18 protein-coding genes are annotated in these 16,534 nt (G+C 38.2%); 10 read left to right on the top strand and 8 right to left on the bottom strand.

The annotated features are described in order from the left end of the window. Positions 1–205: 205 nt before the first annotated feature. The 6 genes from JN11_RS16010 (at position 206) to JN11_RS15985 (ending at position 7,559) form a co-directional block, all read left to right on the top strand. Positions 206–2,299, top strand: a complete 2,094-nt coding sequence (locus tag JN11_RS16010) for a HEPN domain-containing protein (protein ID WP_144914157.1) — start codon at positions 206–208, stop codon at positions 2,297–2,299. Beyond that, positions 2,296–3,087, top strand: a complete 792-nt coding sequence (gene cobA, locus JN11_RS16005) for a uroporphyrinogen-III C-methyltransferase (protein WP_144914156.1) — start codon at positions 2,296–2,298, stop codon at positions 3,085–3,087. The genes JN11_RS16010 and cobA overlap by 4 nt, the downstream gene beginning before the upstream one ends. Next, entirely contained in the window at positions 3,065–4,573 is a 1,509-nt protein-coding gene (locus JN11_RS16000; RefSeq protein WP_144914154.1) for a TSUP family transporter, read from the top strand. The genes cobA and JN11_RS16000 overlap by 23 nt, the downstream gene beginning before the upstream one ends. Position 4,574: 1 nt before the next feature. Further along, entirely contained in the window at positions 4,575–5,285 is a 711-nt protein-coding gene (locus JN11_RS15995; protein WP_144914152.1) for a phosphoadenylyl-sulfate reductase, read from the top strand. Between the two features lie 66 nt (positions 5,286–5,351). Continuing rightward, positions 5,352–6,257: a sulfate adenylyltransferase subunit CysD gene (cysD, locus tag JN11_RS15990; RefSeq protein ID WP_211360798.1), complete on the top strand. Its 906-nt coding sequence runs from the start codon at positions 5,352–5,354 to the stop codon at positions 6,255–6,257. A gap of 51 nt (positions 6,258–6,308) precedes the next feature. After that, positions 6,309–7,559: a sulfate adenylyltransferase subunit 1 gene (locus JN11_RS15985; RefSeq protein ID WP_144914151.1), complete on the top strand. Its 1,251-nt coding sequence runs from the start codon at positions 6,309–6,311 to the stop codon at positions 7,557–7,559. Between the two features lie 93 nt (positions 7,560–7,652). Here JN11_RS15985 and msrA read toward each other — a convergent pair whose 3' ends face one another. Together msrA and JN11_RS15975 are read right to left on the bottom strand one after the other, a co-directional pair. Further along, entirely contained in the window at positions 7,653–8,300 is a 648-nt protein-coding gene (msrA, locus tag JN11_RS15980; RefSeq protein ID WP_144914149.1) for a peptide-methionine (S)-S-oxide reductase MsrA, read from the bottom strand. 142 nt (positions 8,301–8,442) lie between these two features. After that, complete coding sequence (locus JN11_RS15975) at positions 8,443–8,676, bottom strand: DUF3820 family protein (RefSeq protein ID WP_262713287.1); 234 nt, start codon at positions 8,674–8,676, stop codon at positions 8,443–8,445. Positions 8,677–8,804: 128 nt separating this feature from the next. Between JN11_RS15975 and JN11_RS15970 the strand changes: the two genes are divergently transcribed. Beyond that, entirely contained in the window at positions 8,805–9,032 is a 228-nt protein-coding gene (locus tag JN11_RS15970) for a hypothetical protein (protein ID WP_144914147.1), read from the top strand. Positions 9,033–9,044: 12 nt separating this feature from the next. Beyond that, the gene (locus JN11_RS15965) at positions 9,045–9,995 is read left to right on the top strand and encodes an aldo/keto reductase (RefSeq protein ID WP_144914146.1); all 951 of its coding nucleotides are present in this window, start codon (positions 9,045–9,047) and stop codon (positions 9,993–9,995) included. Between the two features lie 73 nt (positions 9,996–10,068). Here the strand turns inward: JN11_RS15965 and JN11_RS15960 are convergent, their stop codons facing one another. The 3 genes from JN11_RS15960 to JN11_RS15950 all read right to left on the bottom strand — a co-directional run bounded on the left by JN11_RS15960 (position 10,069) and on the right by JN11_RS15950 (position 12,273). Beyond that, entirely contained in the window at positions 10,069–10,764 is a 696-nt protein-coding gene (locus tag JN11_RS15960; RefSeq protein WP_144914144.1) for a hypothetical protein, read from the bottom strand. A 170-nt stretch (positions 10,765–10,934) separates the two neighbouring features. Continuing rightward, on the bottom strand, positions 10,935–11,531 hold the full coding sequence (locus JN11_RS15955) for an NAD(P)H-dependent oxidoreductase (RefSeq protein ID WP_144914142.1): 597 nt from the start codon (positions 11,529–11,531) through the stop codon (positions 10,935–10,937). Positions 11,532–11,706: 175 nt separating this feature from the next. Further along, the gene (locus JN11_RS15950) at positions 11,707–12,273 is read right to left on the bottom strand and encodes a Crp/Fnr family transcriptional regulator (RefSeq protein WP_246139026.1); all 567 of its coding nucleotides are present in this window, start codon (positions 12,271–12,273) and stop codon (positions 11,707–11,709) included. 122 nt (positions 12,274–12,395) lie between these two features. Here JN11_RS15950 and JN11_RS15945 point away from each other — a divergent pair, with 122 nt between their 5' ends. Then, positions 12,396–13,652, top strand: a complete 1,257-nt coding sequence (locus JN11_RS15945) for a PQQ-dependent sugar dehydrogenase (RefSeq protein ID WP_246139025.1) — start codon at positions 12,396–12,398, stop codon at positions 13,650–13,652. Positions 13,653–13,654: 2 nt separating this feature from the next. Then, entirely contained in the window at positions 13,655–14,101 is a 447-nt protein-coding gene (locus tag JN11_RS15940) for a c-type cytochrome (RefSeq protein ID WP_144914139.1), read from the top strand. A gap of 46 nt (positions 14,102–14,147) precedes the next feature. Here the strand turns inward: JN11_RS15940 and JN11_RS15935 are convergent, their stop codons facing one another. The 3 genes from JN11_RS15935 to JN11_RS15925 form a co-directional block, all read right to left on the bottom strand. After that, positions 14,148–14,669, bottom strand: coding sequence for a tetratricopeptide repeat protein (locus JN11_RS15935; protein ID WP_144914137.1), 522 nt, complete (start codon positions 14,667–14,669; stop codon positions 14,148–14,150). Positions 14,670–14,913: 244 nt separating this feature from the next. Next, on the bottom strand, positions 14,914–15,663 hold the full coding sequence (locus JN11_RS15930; RefSeq protein ID WP_144914136.1) for an ABC transporter ATP-binding protein: 750 nt from the start codon (positions 15,661–15,663) through the stop codon (positions 14,914–14,916). Positions 15,664–15,665: 2 nt separating this feature from the next. Then, positions 15,666–16,532: an ABC transporter permease gene (locus JN11_RS15925; RefSeq protein ID WP_144914134.1), complete on the bottom strand. Its 867-nt coding sequence runs from the start codon at positions 16,530–16,532 to the stop codon at positions 15,666–15,668. Between the last annotated feature and the right edge of the window lie 2 nt (positions 16,533–16,534).

The raw sequence follows: 16,534 nt of genomic DNA, 5'->3' as shown, positions 1-16,534 counted from the left end.
AAAAATATACTACCATTTCCGTATACTATGTATATATTTGTGACATAATATGAGAGTTACTTATTTCGGGGATAATAAAGCTATGGTGTATTGCTGTATGTATGGCAGCATATGAGGGGCTTTATTTTACAAATATTTTAAAGTAATAAGCCTCTTTAGCCCCGGCCGGAGAGGTTTTTTTATATCACAAAACTAAATTAACATTATGCAAAGCTTCAGAACAGAACTGGAGAATCCGATAGTAGAAAAGGATATCATCGACCTTGAAAAAAAGATCAGGGCTTTCCGTGAAGGAAAGATTCATGATGAAAAATTCAGAAGTCTTCGCCTGGCCCGCGGTGTTTACGGACAGCGCCAACCAGGTGTGCAGATGGTTCGTATAAAGCTACCTTTTGGTAAAGTAACATTCAAACAATTACTGCGGATTGCCGATATTTCGGACAAATACGGAAGCAGTAACCTCCACTTAACTACCCGTCAGGATATCCAGATCCATTATGTAAGTCTTGACCGTACCCCACAATTATGGGCCGAGTTAGAGCAGGATGATATTACCTTACGCGAAGCTTGCGGTAATACCGTTAGAAACGTCACATCCTCTCCTGCTGCCGGTATTGACCCGGCTGAGCCATTTGATGTTTCTCCTTATGCACAGGCAGTATTTGAATACTTTTTGCGTAACCCGATATGCCAGGAAATGGGACGTAAGTTCAAAATCTCCTTTTCTTCGAGCAATGCGGATACCGCTTTTTCTTATATCCATGATATTGGTGCCATTCCTAAAATAAACGAAAATGGTGAGCGTGGCTTTAAAATAATGCTAGGTGGCGGTTTAGGTGCACAGCCTTTACTAGCCAGTATTGTAGAAGAGTTTTTGCCAGAAGATCAGTTGATTCCTTATATAGAAGCCATTATCAGGGTGTTCGACCGTCATGGTGAACGCAATAACCGGAACAAAGCCCGTTTGAAATACCTGATCCAAAAAATCGGATTGGAAGAAGTACTTTCCCTGGCTAAAGCGGAAAGACTGGCACTAAAAGTAAAAACCTATAAAATAAACAGAGACACAGTGCCCGCTCCTGCCATCCCGGAGTTAAGCGGTAATGTAGCTATTGAAATAGCTAATCCTTTCCGTTACGAGCAATGGTTGGCTACCAACGTGTTCGAGCAAAAGCAAAAAGACTTTTATGGGGTATATGTTAAAGTACCTGTTGGTGATATACATTCAGATGTTGCACGTAAACTGGTTGAAGCCATAAGACCATATGTAGCCGATGAAATCAGGATAACCCAAAACCAGGGCTTGTTATTGAAATACGTTCGCAAAGAAGCATTACCAGCTTTGTATGCAGGCTTAACCGCTTTGGATCTATCAGCTCCGGGTTTTGATAGCATGGCCGATGTTACTACTTGCCCCGGTACCGATACCTGTAACCTGGGAATCTCTAACAGCATGACTTTATCAAAAGTGTTGGAAGATTTAATCTATAACGAGTACGAAGAGCTTATTTATAACCGTGAAATCAAAATAAAGATTAGTGGCTGTATGAATTCCTGCGGTCAGCATGGTTTGGCGCATATTGGTTTTCATGGCAGCTCATTAAAAGCCGGTACAAAAGTATTGCCGTCAGTTCAGGTATTATTGGGTGGTGGCACCGTTGGTAATGGTGTTGGACGCGCTGCTGAAAAAATCATTAAAGTTCCGGCTAAAAGAGCAACGCACGTTTTAAGAGCTGTTTTGGATGATTATACGGCAAACGCTATACAGGATGAAACTTTCCATGCTTATTATGATAGAAAAGGTAAAGATTACTTCTACCAGTTATTAAAACCTTTGGCAGATTTAACAACCCTTACTGAAGAAGAATTTGTAGACTGGGGACACCAGGAAACTTTTGCAACAGCAATTGGCGTTGGCGAATGTGCTGGTGTGGTGATTGACCTGGTAGCTACTTTATTGTTTGAGGCTGATGAAAAGTTTGGCTGGTCAAAAGAAGCTTTTGCCGATGGCCGATGGGCAGATGCAATTTATCATGCCTATAATACTTTTATAAGTTCAGCTAAAGCATTATTGCTTGATAAAAACATCAACAGCAGTACACAAACAGGCATTATCCGCGAATTTGATACACATTATGTTAGTACAGGTGAAATAAAACTCAACGGTACTTTTAATGACCTGGTATTACAAATAAACAAAAACGAACCATCAGAAAGCTTTGCAATAACTTATATTAAAGAGGCTAATGATTTTTTAACAAACGTTAAAGCAAAAAGAGAGGAACTGGTACAACCATGATCGTTACATCAACAGAAAAAACAATAAAAGAACCACGTATTACGCTGGTTGGCGCAGGTCCCGGCGATCCGGATCTGATTACTTTAAAGGCGGTAAAAGCGTTGCAAACTGCTGATGTAGTTTTATACGATGCCCTGATTAATGAAGAATTACTTCATTATGCACCTGAACATGCTACTAAAGTTTATGTTGGTAAACGTTCAGGCGATCATACCTACTCTCAGGATGCGGTAAACAGGCTGATGGTTGATTATGCCATTAACTATGGCCACGTAGTACGCCTTAAAGGTGGGGATCCGTTTGTATTTGGTCGTGGTTTTGAAGAGTTGGATTTTGCAGCATCTTATAGTATCCCTGCACAGGTAATTCCTGGTATTTCCAGTTCAATTGGCGTACCGGGTTTACAAAATATCCCGGTAACACACCGCGGCTTAAGCGAAAGCTTTTGGGTGGTAACGGGTACTACTTCAAGTGGTAAAGTATCCAATGATGTTTATGAGGCTGCTCGTACAAAAGCTACCATTGTAGTATTAATGGGGATTCATAAATTGGCAGAAATTACCGAAATATTTAAAAAAGAAGGTAAAAATAAACTACCTGTAGCCGTAATTCAAAGCGGTACAACTGATAATGAAAAGGTAGCCATTGGCATTGTAGATACTATTGTTGAAGTAGTAGAAGAAAAGAAGATCACCTCACCAGCCCTTATTGTTTTTGGCGAAGTGGTATCTTTACATCCTCAATTTCAGCCTATCAAAGAATTTTATGACATTACTGCCGAAGGATAGCGGATTAAAAATCATTCAAAAGCAGAAAACAGAAGGTAATCCCTTATTCCCTGTTTTTTTGAAGCTGAATGAATTGCATACAGTACTGATTGGTGCAGGCAATGTTGGTTTAGAGAAACTGACTGCCATTTTAAACAACAGTGCTAATGCAAGAGTAACCGTTATTGCTTTAACTATTCTGCCCGAAGTGCACTTATTGGCAGCAGAATATAAAGGCGTAAAAATAATCCAGAAAACATTTACCGATGCTGATTTAGACGGTGCTAATGTTGTAATTGCCGCTACTAATGATAGCCGGTTGAATGAGTTTATCCGGCAGTCGGCCCATGATCGTAAACTGTTGATCAATGTGGCCGATAAACCTGAGCTTTGCGACTTCTACCTCGGTTCCATTGTGCAAAAAGGTGATCTTAAAATTGCTATATCAACCAATGGTAAATCGCCCACAGTAGCTAAACGCTTAAAAGAAGTTTTGAACGAAAGCTTACCCAATGAGTTGAATACCACCTTACAGCAAATGAGTGCATTACGCAATTCATTAAATGGTGATTTTGCCTATAAGGTTAAGAAATTAAACGAAGTAACTTCCGTATTGGTTGAACCCAAACAGCCTGTTAAAAAGAATTTCGTTTGGCTTATCTGGATAACCATTATATTATCAATCGCTATAGTACTTACTGTACTTTGGCTTAAACAGCCGGGCTTTAAACTTTATATAGAAGATATTAATCCATTATTCTATTACTTTTTAGGTGCCGGGTTTGTGTTTGCGTTGATTGATGGTGCTATCGGTATGTCATACGGCGTTACCTCAACTACTTTCTCTCTTTCAATGGGCATCCCTCCTGCTTCGGCAAGTATGGGTGTGCACCTGTCTGAAATTATGAGCAATGGTATTGCTGGCTGGATGCATTACCGTATGGGCAATATCAACTGGAAACTGTTTAAACTATTACTTGTTCCGGGAATTATAGGTGCGGTTACTGGAGCCTATCTGCTTTCATCCCTTGAACATTATAGCCAGTATACCAAGCCCTTTGTATCCTTTTATACATTGATATTAGGTTTGGTTATATTATCAAAAGCATTTAAAACCGGTGTGTTAAAATCATCCCAAAAAATAAAAAGAATCCCGCTGTTAGGTTTAGGCGGTGGTTTTATTGATGCGGTAGGTGGTGGTGGCTGGGGTTCGATAGTTTTATCAACCCTGATAGCCGGTGGCAGGCATCCACGTTTTTCGTTAGGTACTGTAAAGTTATCACGATTTTTTATCGCACTAATGAGCAGCATTACCTTTTTCACCATGCTTAATGCACATCATTGGGAAGCTGTTGCCGGCCTGGTAATTGGCAGTGCCATTGCTTCGCCTATAGCTGCAAAAATTTCAAACCGTATATCGGCTAAAGCTATTATGATAGCAGTTGCCGTAATTGTAATACTAATCAGCATAAAAAGTATTGCTGCATTTTTAATGAAGGTTATTTAAGATGAACGAATTAGCAGAACATATTAAAAAGGAAGCAGCCGGACTTGATCCCATAGAATCTTTAACGCTTTTGAGTGATATTTTTCACGGTGAGATTATTTTTTCAACCAGTTTTGGTTGGGAGGATCAGGTGATTACCCATATGATATTCACCAATAATTTGCCGATAAAAATTTTTACATTGGAAACCGGCAGATTATTTCCTGAAACCTATTATGTTTGGAACCGTACCATGGAAATATATGGAAAGCCTATTCACGCTTATTACCCGCAGCATGAGCTATTGGAACAAATGGTTAATGCAAAAGGTCCAAATAGTTTCTATGAATCGGTTGATAACAGAAAAGAGTGCTGCGGAATTCGTAAGATTGAACCTTTAAAACGGGCTTTGGCTGGTAATAAATGTTGGATAACCGGTATCCGTGCTGAACAGTCAGCCAACCGCCAGCATATGGAAAATGTGGAATGGGATGAACAAAATCAATTGGTAAAGTTCCACCCTATTTACAACTGGACTTTAGATGAAGTAAAAGAATACATTAAAAAATACAATATACCTTACAATACGCTACACGACAGAGGATTCCCAAGTATAGGCTGTGCGCCATGTACCAGGGCAGTACAATCTGGCGAAGATTTCAGAGCCGGAAGATGGTGGTGGGAAGATCAGTCGAAGAAAGAATGTGGATTGCATGAGGTAAAAGCAAGTTAATTCCGAATAGTGGAGATATGGAAGTATTCTATAGATCAATTATTCAATAATTTATAATAACAACAAATGAGTAAGCATCAGCTGGATTATTTAGATGAGTTGGAGGCAGAGGCCATTTATATTCTGCGCGAGGTAGCCGGACAGTTTGAAAAGCCTGCACTGCTTTTTTCGGGTGGAAAAGATTCTATCACATTGGTACGTTTGGCTGAAAAAGCTTTCAGACCGGGAAAATTCCCTTTCCCGCTGGTACATATTGATACCGGGCATAATTTTATCGAAACTATTGAATACCGCGATAACATGATTAAACGGATTGGCGAAAAGCTGATTGTTGGGCATGTGCAAGATTCTATTGACGAAGGTAAAGTGGTTGAACAAAAGGGGAAAAATGCCAGTCGGAATGCCTTACAAACAGTAACATTACTGGATACTATTGCTAAACATCAGTTTGATGCTTGTATTGGTGGTGCCCGTCGCGATGAGGAAAAAGCAAGGGCCAAAGAACGTATATTTTCTGTACGTGATGAATTTGGTCAGTGGGATCCCAAACGTCAACGACCTGAGCTATGGAATATCTTTAATGGTAAAATTCATAAAGGCGAAAATGTTAGGGTATTCCCTATCAGTAACTGGACAGAATTGGATGTTTGGAACTATATCCGCAGGGAAAAAATTGAATTGCCTTCTATTTATTTTGCACACGAAAGAGATTGTATCACCCGTAACGGACAATTAATGGCCGCTTCACCATTTTTAAATATGGATGAGGATGACATTATTACCAAACAAAATGTACGTTTCCGTACCGTTGGTGATATGACTTGTACTGCTGCTGTGGAATCATACGCATATCATATTGATGATATTATTGATGAAATCAGCGCATCTAAAATAAGCGAACGTGGTGCCCGTATGGACGACAAGGTTTCTGAAGCAGCCATGGAAGACCGTAAAAAAGGCGGATATTTTTAATTTATCAAAAGAAAATTCACAATCGAAAATTCGAATTCCGAAATAACAAAAATGGATATATTAAAATTTATTACTGCAGGCAGTGTTGATGATGGCAAAAGTACCTTGATTGGAAGGTTGCTGTATGATAGTGAATCAATCCTGGCGGATCAGTTAGAAGCCCTGCATCGCTCAAACCGTAAAAATGACGATGGTAGTATCGACCTGGCAATATTAACAGACGGACTTAAAGCCGAACGTGAGCAAGGGATTACTATTGACGTAGCCTATAAATATTTTCAAACAGAAAAACGCAAGTTTATTATTGCGGATACTCCGGGGCATATCCAATATACCCGTAACATGGTAACCGGAGCCTCAAATGCTAATCTGGCTATCATCCTGATTGATGCACGTAAAGGAGTTATTGAACAAACTATCCGCCACTCTTTCCTGGTATCTCTTTTAGGTTTACCGCAAGTTGTGGTTTGTATCAACAAAATGGATATGGTTGATTTTAGTGAAGAAGTTTATAACAATATTGTAGCTGACTATAAAGCTTTAGCTGAAAAAGTAGGTTTGAAAAATGTGACTTACATTCCTGTAAGTGCATTAAAGGGTGATAATATTGTGTATAAATCAGTAAATATTAACTGGTACAAAGGCGAAAGCTTATTACATTTATTAGAGACTGTTGAAATTAAGGTTGATGATGCTAAATCACATGCCCGTTTCCCGGTACAGTGGGTACTTCGTCCGCAAACAGAAGATCTGCATGATTACCGTGGCTATGCTGGCCGTGTTTCAAGCGGATCATTTAAAGTTAATGATAAGGTGACTGTACTCCCATCAGGCTTTAGTTCAACTATTGAAAAAATAGAGTTGCTTGATAAGGAACCAACTGAAGCCTTTGCCGGGATGTCTGTAACTATTCATTTAAAAGATGAGATTGATATCAGTCGCGGCGATATATTGGTAAACAGCCAGTATCAGCCCGAAGTTTCACAATTAATTGAGGCTGATCTTTGCTGGATGGATACCCGTGCATTGGATAGCTCCCATACTTATTTTATACAACACAACAGCAAAGTAACCCGCTGCCGCATACAGGAAATATTGTATAAAGTGAATATAAATACTTTAGAAAAAGAATATAACGAAGAATTTAAATTGAATGATATTGGCAGGATAGTGATTAAAACGGCAGAGCCTTTAGCGTTTGACTTATATCAAAATAATAAGGCTAATGGTGGTGCAATAATTATCGATAGCCGTACTAATGTTACTGTAGGAGCGTTAATGCTTAGAGCAACAGTTGAATAAGCTGTTATTCTGTTTTACGTTTTATAGTGTTTTAATTTTTTTTAAAAGGCGGGTAAGAGTTTTCTTCCCGCTTTTTAATTTTACCCCTAATCATTACTTCTGGAACTCTGGCTTCAATTCTGCTTTTTCAGCCTTTCTGAATTTCATTACTTTAGGCACCGATACAGTTTGAATATAAGGACTGTCGCCATTTAACCTGTAATATCCCTGGTGATATTTCTCTGCCGGATAAAATGCTTTAAAAGGAACAACCTGGGTAACTAATGGGTCAGGATAATGCTTTTCGGCATTGATCTTTTTAATTATGTCCAATAAAATGCTGTGCTCTTCTGGCGTACGATAAAAAGCTATTGATCGATAATCAGTACCTTCATCTGGACCCTGTTTGTTAAGCTCTGTTGGGTCGTGAGCAAAAAAGAAGGCATGTGCCAGTGTGGAAAAGTTTATAAGTTTAGGATCGTAGTAAATTTGTACACATTCAGCGTGTCCTGTATTACGTGAGCTAACCTCATCATAAGTTGGGTTTTTGGTGGTGCCCCCTGCATATCCGGATATTACTTTATTAACACCTTTCAATTCAGACATGGCTTCGCTCATGCTCCAAAAGCAACCTCCTCCAAATGTGGCAACGGCCTCTCCTGCTGCAGGCTTAGGCAGTACGGCAAAATCATTGCCTGATTGAGCCACGGCGCATCCAGCAAATAAAAGGATACAGGCAATATATAAAATGGATCTTTTCATAGCTGTTGTATATTTAAGTCTATAATCAAATATACGATGCTTATGCACTACCGGATGGTCATCAATAGGTAATATGTGGTAATGGCAGATGATCGGATGATTTGTTATTTTCTCAACAAATCAACTACTTATGTCCGGTCGCTTACCTTAGTGATTGTTTTACTTTGAATAAAATTTCGGTAAGTCCATTGGTCTTTATTTCAAAAGCAGTGCCTAGCAGCATACCTAATTTACCAGGAGGTAAACCTTTACTGTGCAGCCATTCGAGGTAGTAAACAGGTAAATCACTTATTAAAGTGCCTTTGTATTTTCCATAAGGCATTTTAGTTTGTACCAGTTCAATTAATATATTGGCATTGGGTTTTACATTTTCCACTGTGTAAAGGTAAGTTGAATTAAAGCTTTTTAATGAAAAGTGTTGTGAAAACTTTACATTGACAAGATGATTCTACATCAAACACAAAAACGGTTTTTGCGTTATATCCTTACTTTTATAAATCCAATATGAAACAACAATTTGACGCCGTATTAACTGGATCTGATACCCCCATTTATGGTATCACAACCAGAGTAAGTTTTGATGGTTATGATAATGCTTATGAATTTAAATCGATAGACAATAGTCTGCACCTGGTTATTGCTAAAGATGATAATGACCAATGGCAACGTATTGCCGGGACAGAACCCTTTTTGCCAGTTTGGATTAATGAACTGGTTAAACAAATAGTATAAAACATAAACTTTATGAATAAACGCGAAATAGGAACATCAGGAATAAAAGTAGTGCCATTGTCGTTTGGTGGCAATGTTTTTGGCTGGACAATTAACGAACAGCAATCATTTACCATATTGGATGCTTTTGTAGATGCAGGATTAGATTTTATTGATACTGCTGATGTTTACTCTTATTGGGTGCCCGGAAACAAAGGAGGCGAATCTGAAATTATTATTGGTGACTGGTTGAAAAAATCAGGCAAACGCGATAACGTGATTATTGCCACGAAAGTGGGCAAACCAATGGGCGAAGGAAAAAAAGGATTATCCCGCAAATATATCACCGAAGCTGTTGAGGCGTCATTAAAACGTTTGCAAACAGATTATATTGATTTGTATCAATCGCATGATGATGATAAGGATACGCCTTTTCTGGAAACTTTAGAGACCTATACCGATTTAATTAAACAGGGAAAAGTACGGGCAATTGGTGCTTCTAACTATGATGGTATCCGTTTAAAAGAAGCTTTGCAGGTAAGTAAGGACAATAACCTTGCTGCCTACCAATGCCTGCAGCCCGAATATAATTTATATGAAAGGGAGTACTACGAAAAAGAACTGGAACCTGTATGTCGTGAAAGAAATGTTGGGGTAATTACCTATTTTTCATTGGCAAGCGGATTTTTAACAGGGAAGTACCGTTCAGAAGATGACCTTTCGAAAAGTAACCGTGGTCAGGGAGTTAAAAAGTATCTTAATCCACGTGGGTATAAAATATTAGCTGCGCTGGATAAAGTTTCTGCCGAATATAATACAACCCCGGCAACGGTAGCCATTGCATGGGTTATAGCCCGTCCGGGTATCACTGCACCGATAGCCAGTGCAACAAGCATAAAACAATTAGATTCACTGATTAAAGCCACCGAACTTAAATTAAACAGCGATGCCATTGATTTATTGAACAGTGCGAGCAGTTATTAATAATAATTATAAAATGAAAAGGGCCACCCTCGCGGTGGCCTCTTCATTTATATAATTAATTGACAATCCAAACTTAAAATCTTGACATTCTGTGTTCAGAGCCCTCGCCTCTTTGGTTTTGTGCAAAATGTTCATTGTTTCCACCTCTGTTACCCCACTCACGTCCATTATTTTGATTGGAAGGCTGGCCTTGTCCATGGTTATCAAAATGTTGGTCGTTTCCCCATTGGCCACGGTTGTTTTGCATTTGTTCGCGATTGTTATCCTGGCCCCTGTTATCAAAATGCTGACGATTTTCCCATTGGCCATGGTTATCAAAATGCTCATCTCTACCGCGGTTATAGTTATTGTTTACAAACATACCGGCTTCACGCCCATTAAACCTTGATCTGTAAATATTATCATGTAAATATGGTCTTGGGGCTCTCACTTCAAATCTTCGTGCACTTCTCCAGTCATAGTTACGGTATTCGCCTGGTAAATAAGCTGCTGAAACCCAGTCAGCACCGTCGTTATAATAATAACATTGTGCGTTTACATCATAATAAGCATCAACATCGGGTAAATAGTAATAATCATCGTTATTGTTATCATAAACCTGATCTGGCTGATTATAAACCGGAACCTGCTCTACTACTACAGGTGATGGTGCATAAACTACTCTTCTTGGAGCAAACCTAAAACCAAAACTTAGCCTTACTTGTGCATTTGCAGTATTATAAAATAAACCACTCATTGCTATTGCTGATACTATGATTAACTTTTTCATGATATTCAAATTTTATATAGCTATGACTACCTGAAAAGTTAATAGTTTAATTATATGCTGTTGAATTATTATATTGTAGATTTATATTCTTTATTTTGTTATTTATTTGAAATTTTATTCTGTTTTATTGTCATCTGAATATAACGTACAATATATTATATGTTATATTGTTATTGAAGCTTTTCAAATCTCTTTTCCAACTGATGCAGCCATTTAGTCCTTTTCTGATCGTCAACAAATTTCACCATATTAAAACTAATCCATTTGCGATTTTTAAAGCCCAGTTTCCAAAAGGTGCCATTAAAAATAGCTTTCTTAATGGCATTGCCAAATGCTAAGCGGTACACAAATGAAGGTGTATTCATGGTAGTAATTACAGTGACACTATTCAGTCCCTTCCATCTTTTTATCATTTTAGGATAACGGCTGTTGGGGGCATAGTCATAAGCAACTCCCGGAAAGATCACCTTATCAATAAATCCTTTCGTCATAGCAGGCATTAGCTCCCACCATATCGGAAATATCATAATCAGGTGTTTAGCTTCGTCAAGGCGTTCACGGTATTCCAAAACTTTAGGATCGCACGGGACGCCTTCTTTAAAACCTTTCAGATCATTTGCTGTCATTACCGGGTTAAACCTGTCATTATCCAGGTGGATCAAATCAATTTCATGTCCTGCTTTTTGCAGACCGGTTGTTGCTGCTTTTAGTAGAGCAGTACAATAACTTCCTTCATAAGGATGATTAAAAACAATCGCTACTTTCATTATGCTAAATATTTAGCACAAATGTCCATGCCGTAAAATGGATAGACGATAACAATTGTTAATAAATGATTTGCCCCCTCTAAATCTCCCCCGGTTGTGGAGACTTTAGCTTCGGTCGCGTTTGTTTTTAAGTCCTCCCTACCGGGGAGGATTTAGGTGGGGCTATTATTGTTTTTCACACTCTATTTCTTATCCTGCTTAAAGAAACAGAAGTAATACCTAAGTAGGAAGCTATATAATGCTGCGGCACCCGTTTAATAATATGTGGACTGTTTTTTAAAAGTTCCCTGTATCGTTCTTCCGGAGTGTTTTTTATGTACGACATGAATAACCTGGAGTAATGAGAAAGACGTTTATAAATGGTTTCCTGTACAAAAGCATTGTAAACAGGATTCTCCATGAAAATCTTATCGAAGTTATTTTTGCTGATCACATAAATGGTTGATGGCTCAATAGTTTCTATACTAAACAAACTTGGTTCTCCATTTTTAAAGCTTTCAATCGATGATACTCCTTCGTTTTCAAAGAAAAACTGGAAGGTCACATCTTTTCCTTTATTATTGAACCAAAGCCTGATGCAGCCTTCTTTAATAAAATAGCCATGTCTGGAAACCTCACCTTCATTCAAAAGAATAGTTTTGGCCGGAACAGTTTTTATTTTAAACAGATGGCCATATCTTTCCCAATCAATTACCATGTCTGATGATTTATTTAAAGAGGGTGATATTTGATTGGCCATCATTCAGTATTTCTCTTAAAGCTGATTTAAAAATAAACCTTGTAAATATTTTACTACAAAACATAGTGTCTAATTTACGCTTGTTTCCATTAACTTTGGTAGTCAAACACATTTAACTTATGAAAATGAAGAAAGTACTTATCCTTTTGCTGCCCGTTTTCGCAGTAATAGGACTAATCGTATTTAATGCCTGTAAAAGCGCTGACAGAGATGCAGTTGATACCGCTAATGCAGGCTTAACCCTTCCCGATGGTTTTAGCGCTATAGCTGTTGCTGATAATTTAGGCAGTGCCAGGCATTTGGTAGTAACTCCGGAGCATGATATTTATGTACACATAGCCTCTGCAAAAAATAGTAAAGGCATATTGGTTTTGCATGAAGAAGGTAATAAAACAACATTAAAAACAAGCTTTGCCAACTATGGAGGTACAGGCATTGCTATTAAGGATGGTTACTTATATGCCTCAAATAATACGGAGGTGTACCGATATAAATTGAATGATAAGGAAGAAGTAATCAATCCGGACGAGCCCGAAAAAATTGTTACAGGCTTACTTAGTAAAAGAATGCATCAGCCTAAAGCGATAGCCTTGGATAATAATGGCAACCTTTATGTAAATATCGGGGCTTACTCTAATGCTTGCAGTGATTTTGATCCCGATAAAAAAGGATGCCCAATTCTGGATTCTGCCGCAGGTATCTGGCAATTTAAATCTGATAAGCCGAACCAGCATTATGGCGATGGTATCCGCTACGCAGGTGGATTAAGAAATGTGGTGGGCCTTGCCTGGAATCAACAAGATAACCAGCTTTTTGTAATGCAGCATGGCCGTGATGCCCTGCATGATCTTTATCCAAACCTCTACACCGTTCACCAATCAGCTGAATTACCTGCAGAGTGCATGTTTGCGTTAAAACAGGGTGATAATGCTGGTTGGCCATATGTATATTATGATTGGATGCAGAATAAAAACCTATTAGGTCCCGAATATGGTGGCGATGGCAAGAAACCTGCTGATCCCAAATTTATCAACCCGGTAGCAGCCTATCCTGGCCACTATGCGCCTGATGGATTGTTATTTTACACCGGCGATCAATTCCCCGAAAAATATAAAAATGGTGCGTTTATCGCGTTTCATGGTTCATGGAACCGTGCACCGGAACCACAGGCTGGCTATTGCGTAGTTTTCCAACCATTTAAAGATGGTAAACCTGATGGTAAGTGGGAAGTTTTTGCTGATGGTTTTGCCGGAACGCCTGAACAAAAAGCCTCAGGACGTGCTGTTCATCGTCCTTGCGGTTTGGCACAAGGGCCGGATGGCTCCCTTTATGTAACTGATGATAATAAAGGAACTATTTATAAAATCTCGTATAAAAAATAATAATGAATATTAAAAAGTATGGTCTGTTGTTGATGTTGTTCTGTTTCTTTTATTCGGGACTACATGCTCAGACAAAAAAGAACACCACACATTCCGGTTCGGCAGCATCTATTGCACGTGGTAAAATTGTTTATGCTAATATCTGCTTAGCTTGTCATATGGCAGATGGTGGCGGCGTACAGAACATGAATCCTCCGCTAACACAAACTACTTATGTTTTAGGGAATAAAACCGCCCTTATAAAGATTGTATTAAATGGGTTTAAAGAAGACGTTGAAATCAACGGGCAAACCTATTCCAACAATATGACTCCGCATAGTGATTTAAAAGATCAGCAAATTGCTGATGTATTAACTTATGTGCGTAAAAGCTTTGGCAATAAAGCAGGCGCAATATCTATGGTCGAAGTGAAAAAAGTAAGGGCTGCAAATGTTGCACCCGCTAAGTAAAAGAAAAGCATACACCGGCTTTTAAAGACTGGTGTATGCTTTTTAATTAGCCACTGAGATGATATTGATAAGTTATCCCTTTATTTATCTTTTCATTTACGCGTGATAGGCTCTCTTCAATTTGCCCCTTTAAATCTTTACCGGTAACATCCATTAATGCTTTTTGGTAGGAGTTTAATGCTTTATTCCATAGCTTGTTTTTTTCAAAAAATAACCCCAAAAGGTCATAAATTGAAGCTGCATTTACTCCGGGAGTATTTAAAGCTTTCTGTGAAATAATATTTACCTGTTTTTCCATGTTCAGGAAAACTACCAGTCTCAAATAATGAAAATAATTATCAGGAAATAAGGGCTCCAGTTCCATACAGGTTTTAAAATGATACCCCGCAGTCTGATAATCCTTTATTTCATAATAATATATTTTAGCCAGTTGAAAATGCGCCCTCGCATATAATGGATCATTATTAATGATCTCATTTAGCAATTGTAAACCTTTTGGTGTTTCGCCATAGGATACTTCTTCAACAGCTTGTAAGTACTTCTCTTCAATAGTATAATATGTTTCCATAAAATATTAAATAATAATGTTAAGCCCTATTTTAAAACAGGACTTGAATTCAATAAAATGATTTTGTTGTTTTGCCGGTAAATTAAATCCGACTAGGAGAAGCGTACAGCAAGTGCATTACCCTTCCGCTCAACGACCATGGGCCGTTTAGAGTTATGTTGGCAGAAGAGATTAAGATGTAGCATTGTAGTGTTATCTTTGCGAAGATAAGCACTATTATGAAAAATGTCAAACAAGATTTATATTATCCAAACCAATCGTATAAATCGGTTTGTTTTAAAGTGGATTTCTGTTGGGCATCCAGGTCTTTTACAATTTTCCCCTCTCCCATTAAAATGATACGATTGCCATAATTAAACGCATCTTTCAAATTATGTGTAATTAATATAGAGGTAAGCCGATAATCTTTTATAAGTTCTTCAGCTGTACGCATTACAATATCGGCCGAACGTGGATCAAGTGCTGCTGTTGGTTCATCTAATAATAAAACCTTACAACTATCCATTACGCTCATTAGTAGTGTAAGCGCTTGCCTTTGGCCACCGGATAAGGTACCCATGGGTTGTTCAATTTTGTTTTCCAGACCCATTCCAAGCGTTGATATCTTTTCCTTAACCTGGTTTTTAAAAGTATCATTTATACCGATAGATAAACCCTTTTTTCGTGTTCGGATAGACGCCAGCCGGAAATTATCCAGAATACTCAAATCTGATGCAGTACCGCTCAATGGATTTTGAAATACACGGGCAATCCACTTGCTTCTGTCGTAATCGGGTAGTTTAGTCACATCTTGACCATCAATACTTATGGTACCTGAATTTGGGAAAACGCTGCCGGCAACCATATCAAGTAAAGTAGTTTTACCAGAACCATTTGCACCTACAATAACTAAGAACTCTTCTGTTTTAATATTCAGATCAATGCCACTAACGGCATTTACCTGGTTTGGCTTATCTTGATTGAATATTTTATGAACTTTTTTTATATCAATCATACTTAGCCCTTTTTAAATGATAATCTGGGTAAACTAACTATCAATAATACAAATGCAGCAGTTACGACCTTTAACAAATTGGGATTAACGCCAATATCCAGCGTTACGGCCAATACTATCTGAAAAATAACAGCCCCGGTAAGCACCAATACCAGGCTTAACCAAATGGAAGTAATTTTAAACCAATTGATTAAAGTTTCGGCAATAATTACGGAACCTAATCCAATAATAACAACACCTATGCCCATACTGATATCCGTAAAGCCCTGAAACTGGCTGATAAGGTAGCCACTTACCGCAGTTAATGCATTTGCCAGTGCCAAACCGATAATTTTCATCCTGTCTGTATTTACGCCTAATGACCTGATCATGGATTCACTATTGCCGGTTGCCCTCATAGCTACACCAAAATCTGTTTTTAACAAAAAACCTATGATAATAGTTATTATAATTACGAAAAGGGATAAGATCCAAAAAGTATTATGGTTTAAGTCAGCCGATATATTAACGAGCGTAAATAAAGTTGGTAAATTAATAAGCGGTAAATTTGAAGTTCCCATTAGGGAGATATTCACTGAGTAAAGTGCTGTCATTACCAATATACCAGCCAACAATGCATTAATTTTTAATTTGGTGTGAATAATTCCGGTTAGGGCTCCGGCCAGGGCTCCTGCCACCATTACCGAGATCAAAGTGAGGTATGTTGGCTCATTTTGTTTAATTAAAACTGCTGTAACCACCGCACCTAAAGTATAACTGCCATCAGTAGTGATATCTGGAATATTAAAAATCTTCATGGAAATATAAATACCCAGTGCCAGTGCCGAGAAGCATAATCCCTGTAGTAAGGCGGTAAGGTAAAAATCCATCT

The sequence above is a fragment of the Mucilaginibacter frigoritolerans genome (assembly GCF_007830615.1).
GTDB lineage: Bacteria > Bacteroidota > Bacteroidia > Sphingobacteriales > Sphingobacteriaceae > Mucilaginibacter > Mucilaginibacter frigoritolerans.
Note: the sequence above shows the minus strand (reverse complement) of the source record. Positions and strands in the feature narration are given on the sequence as shown.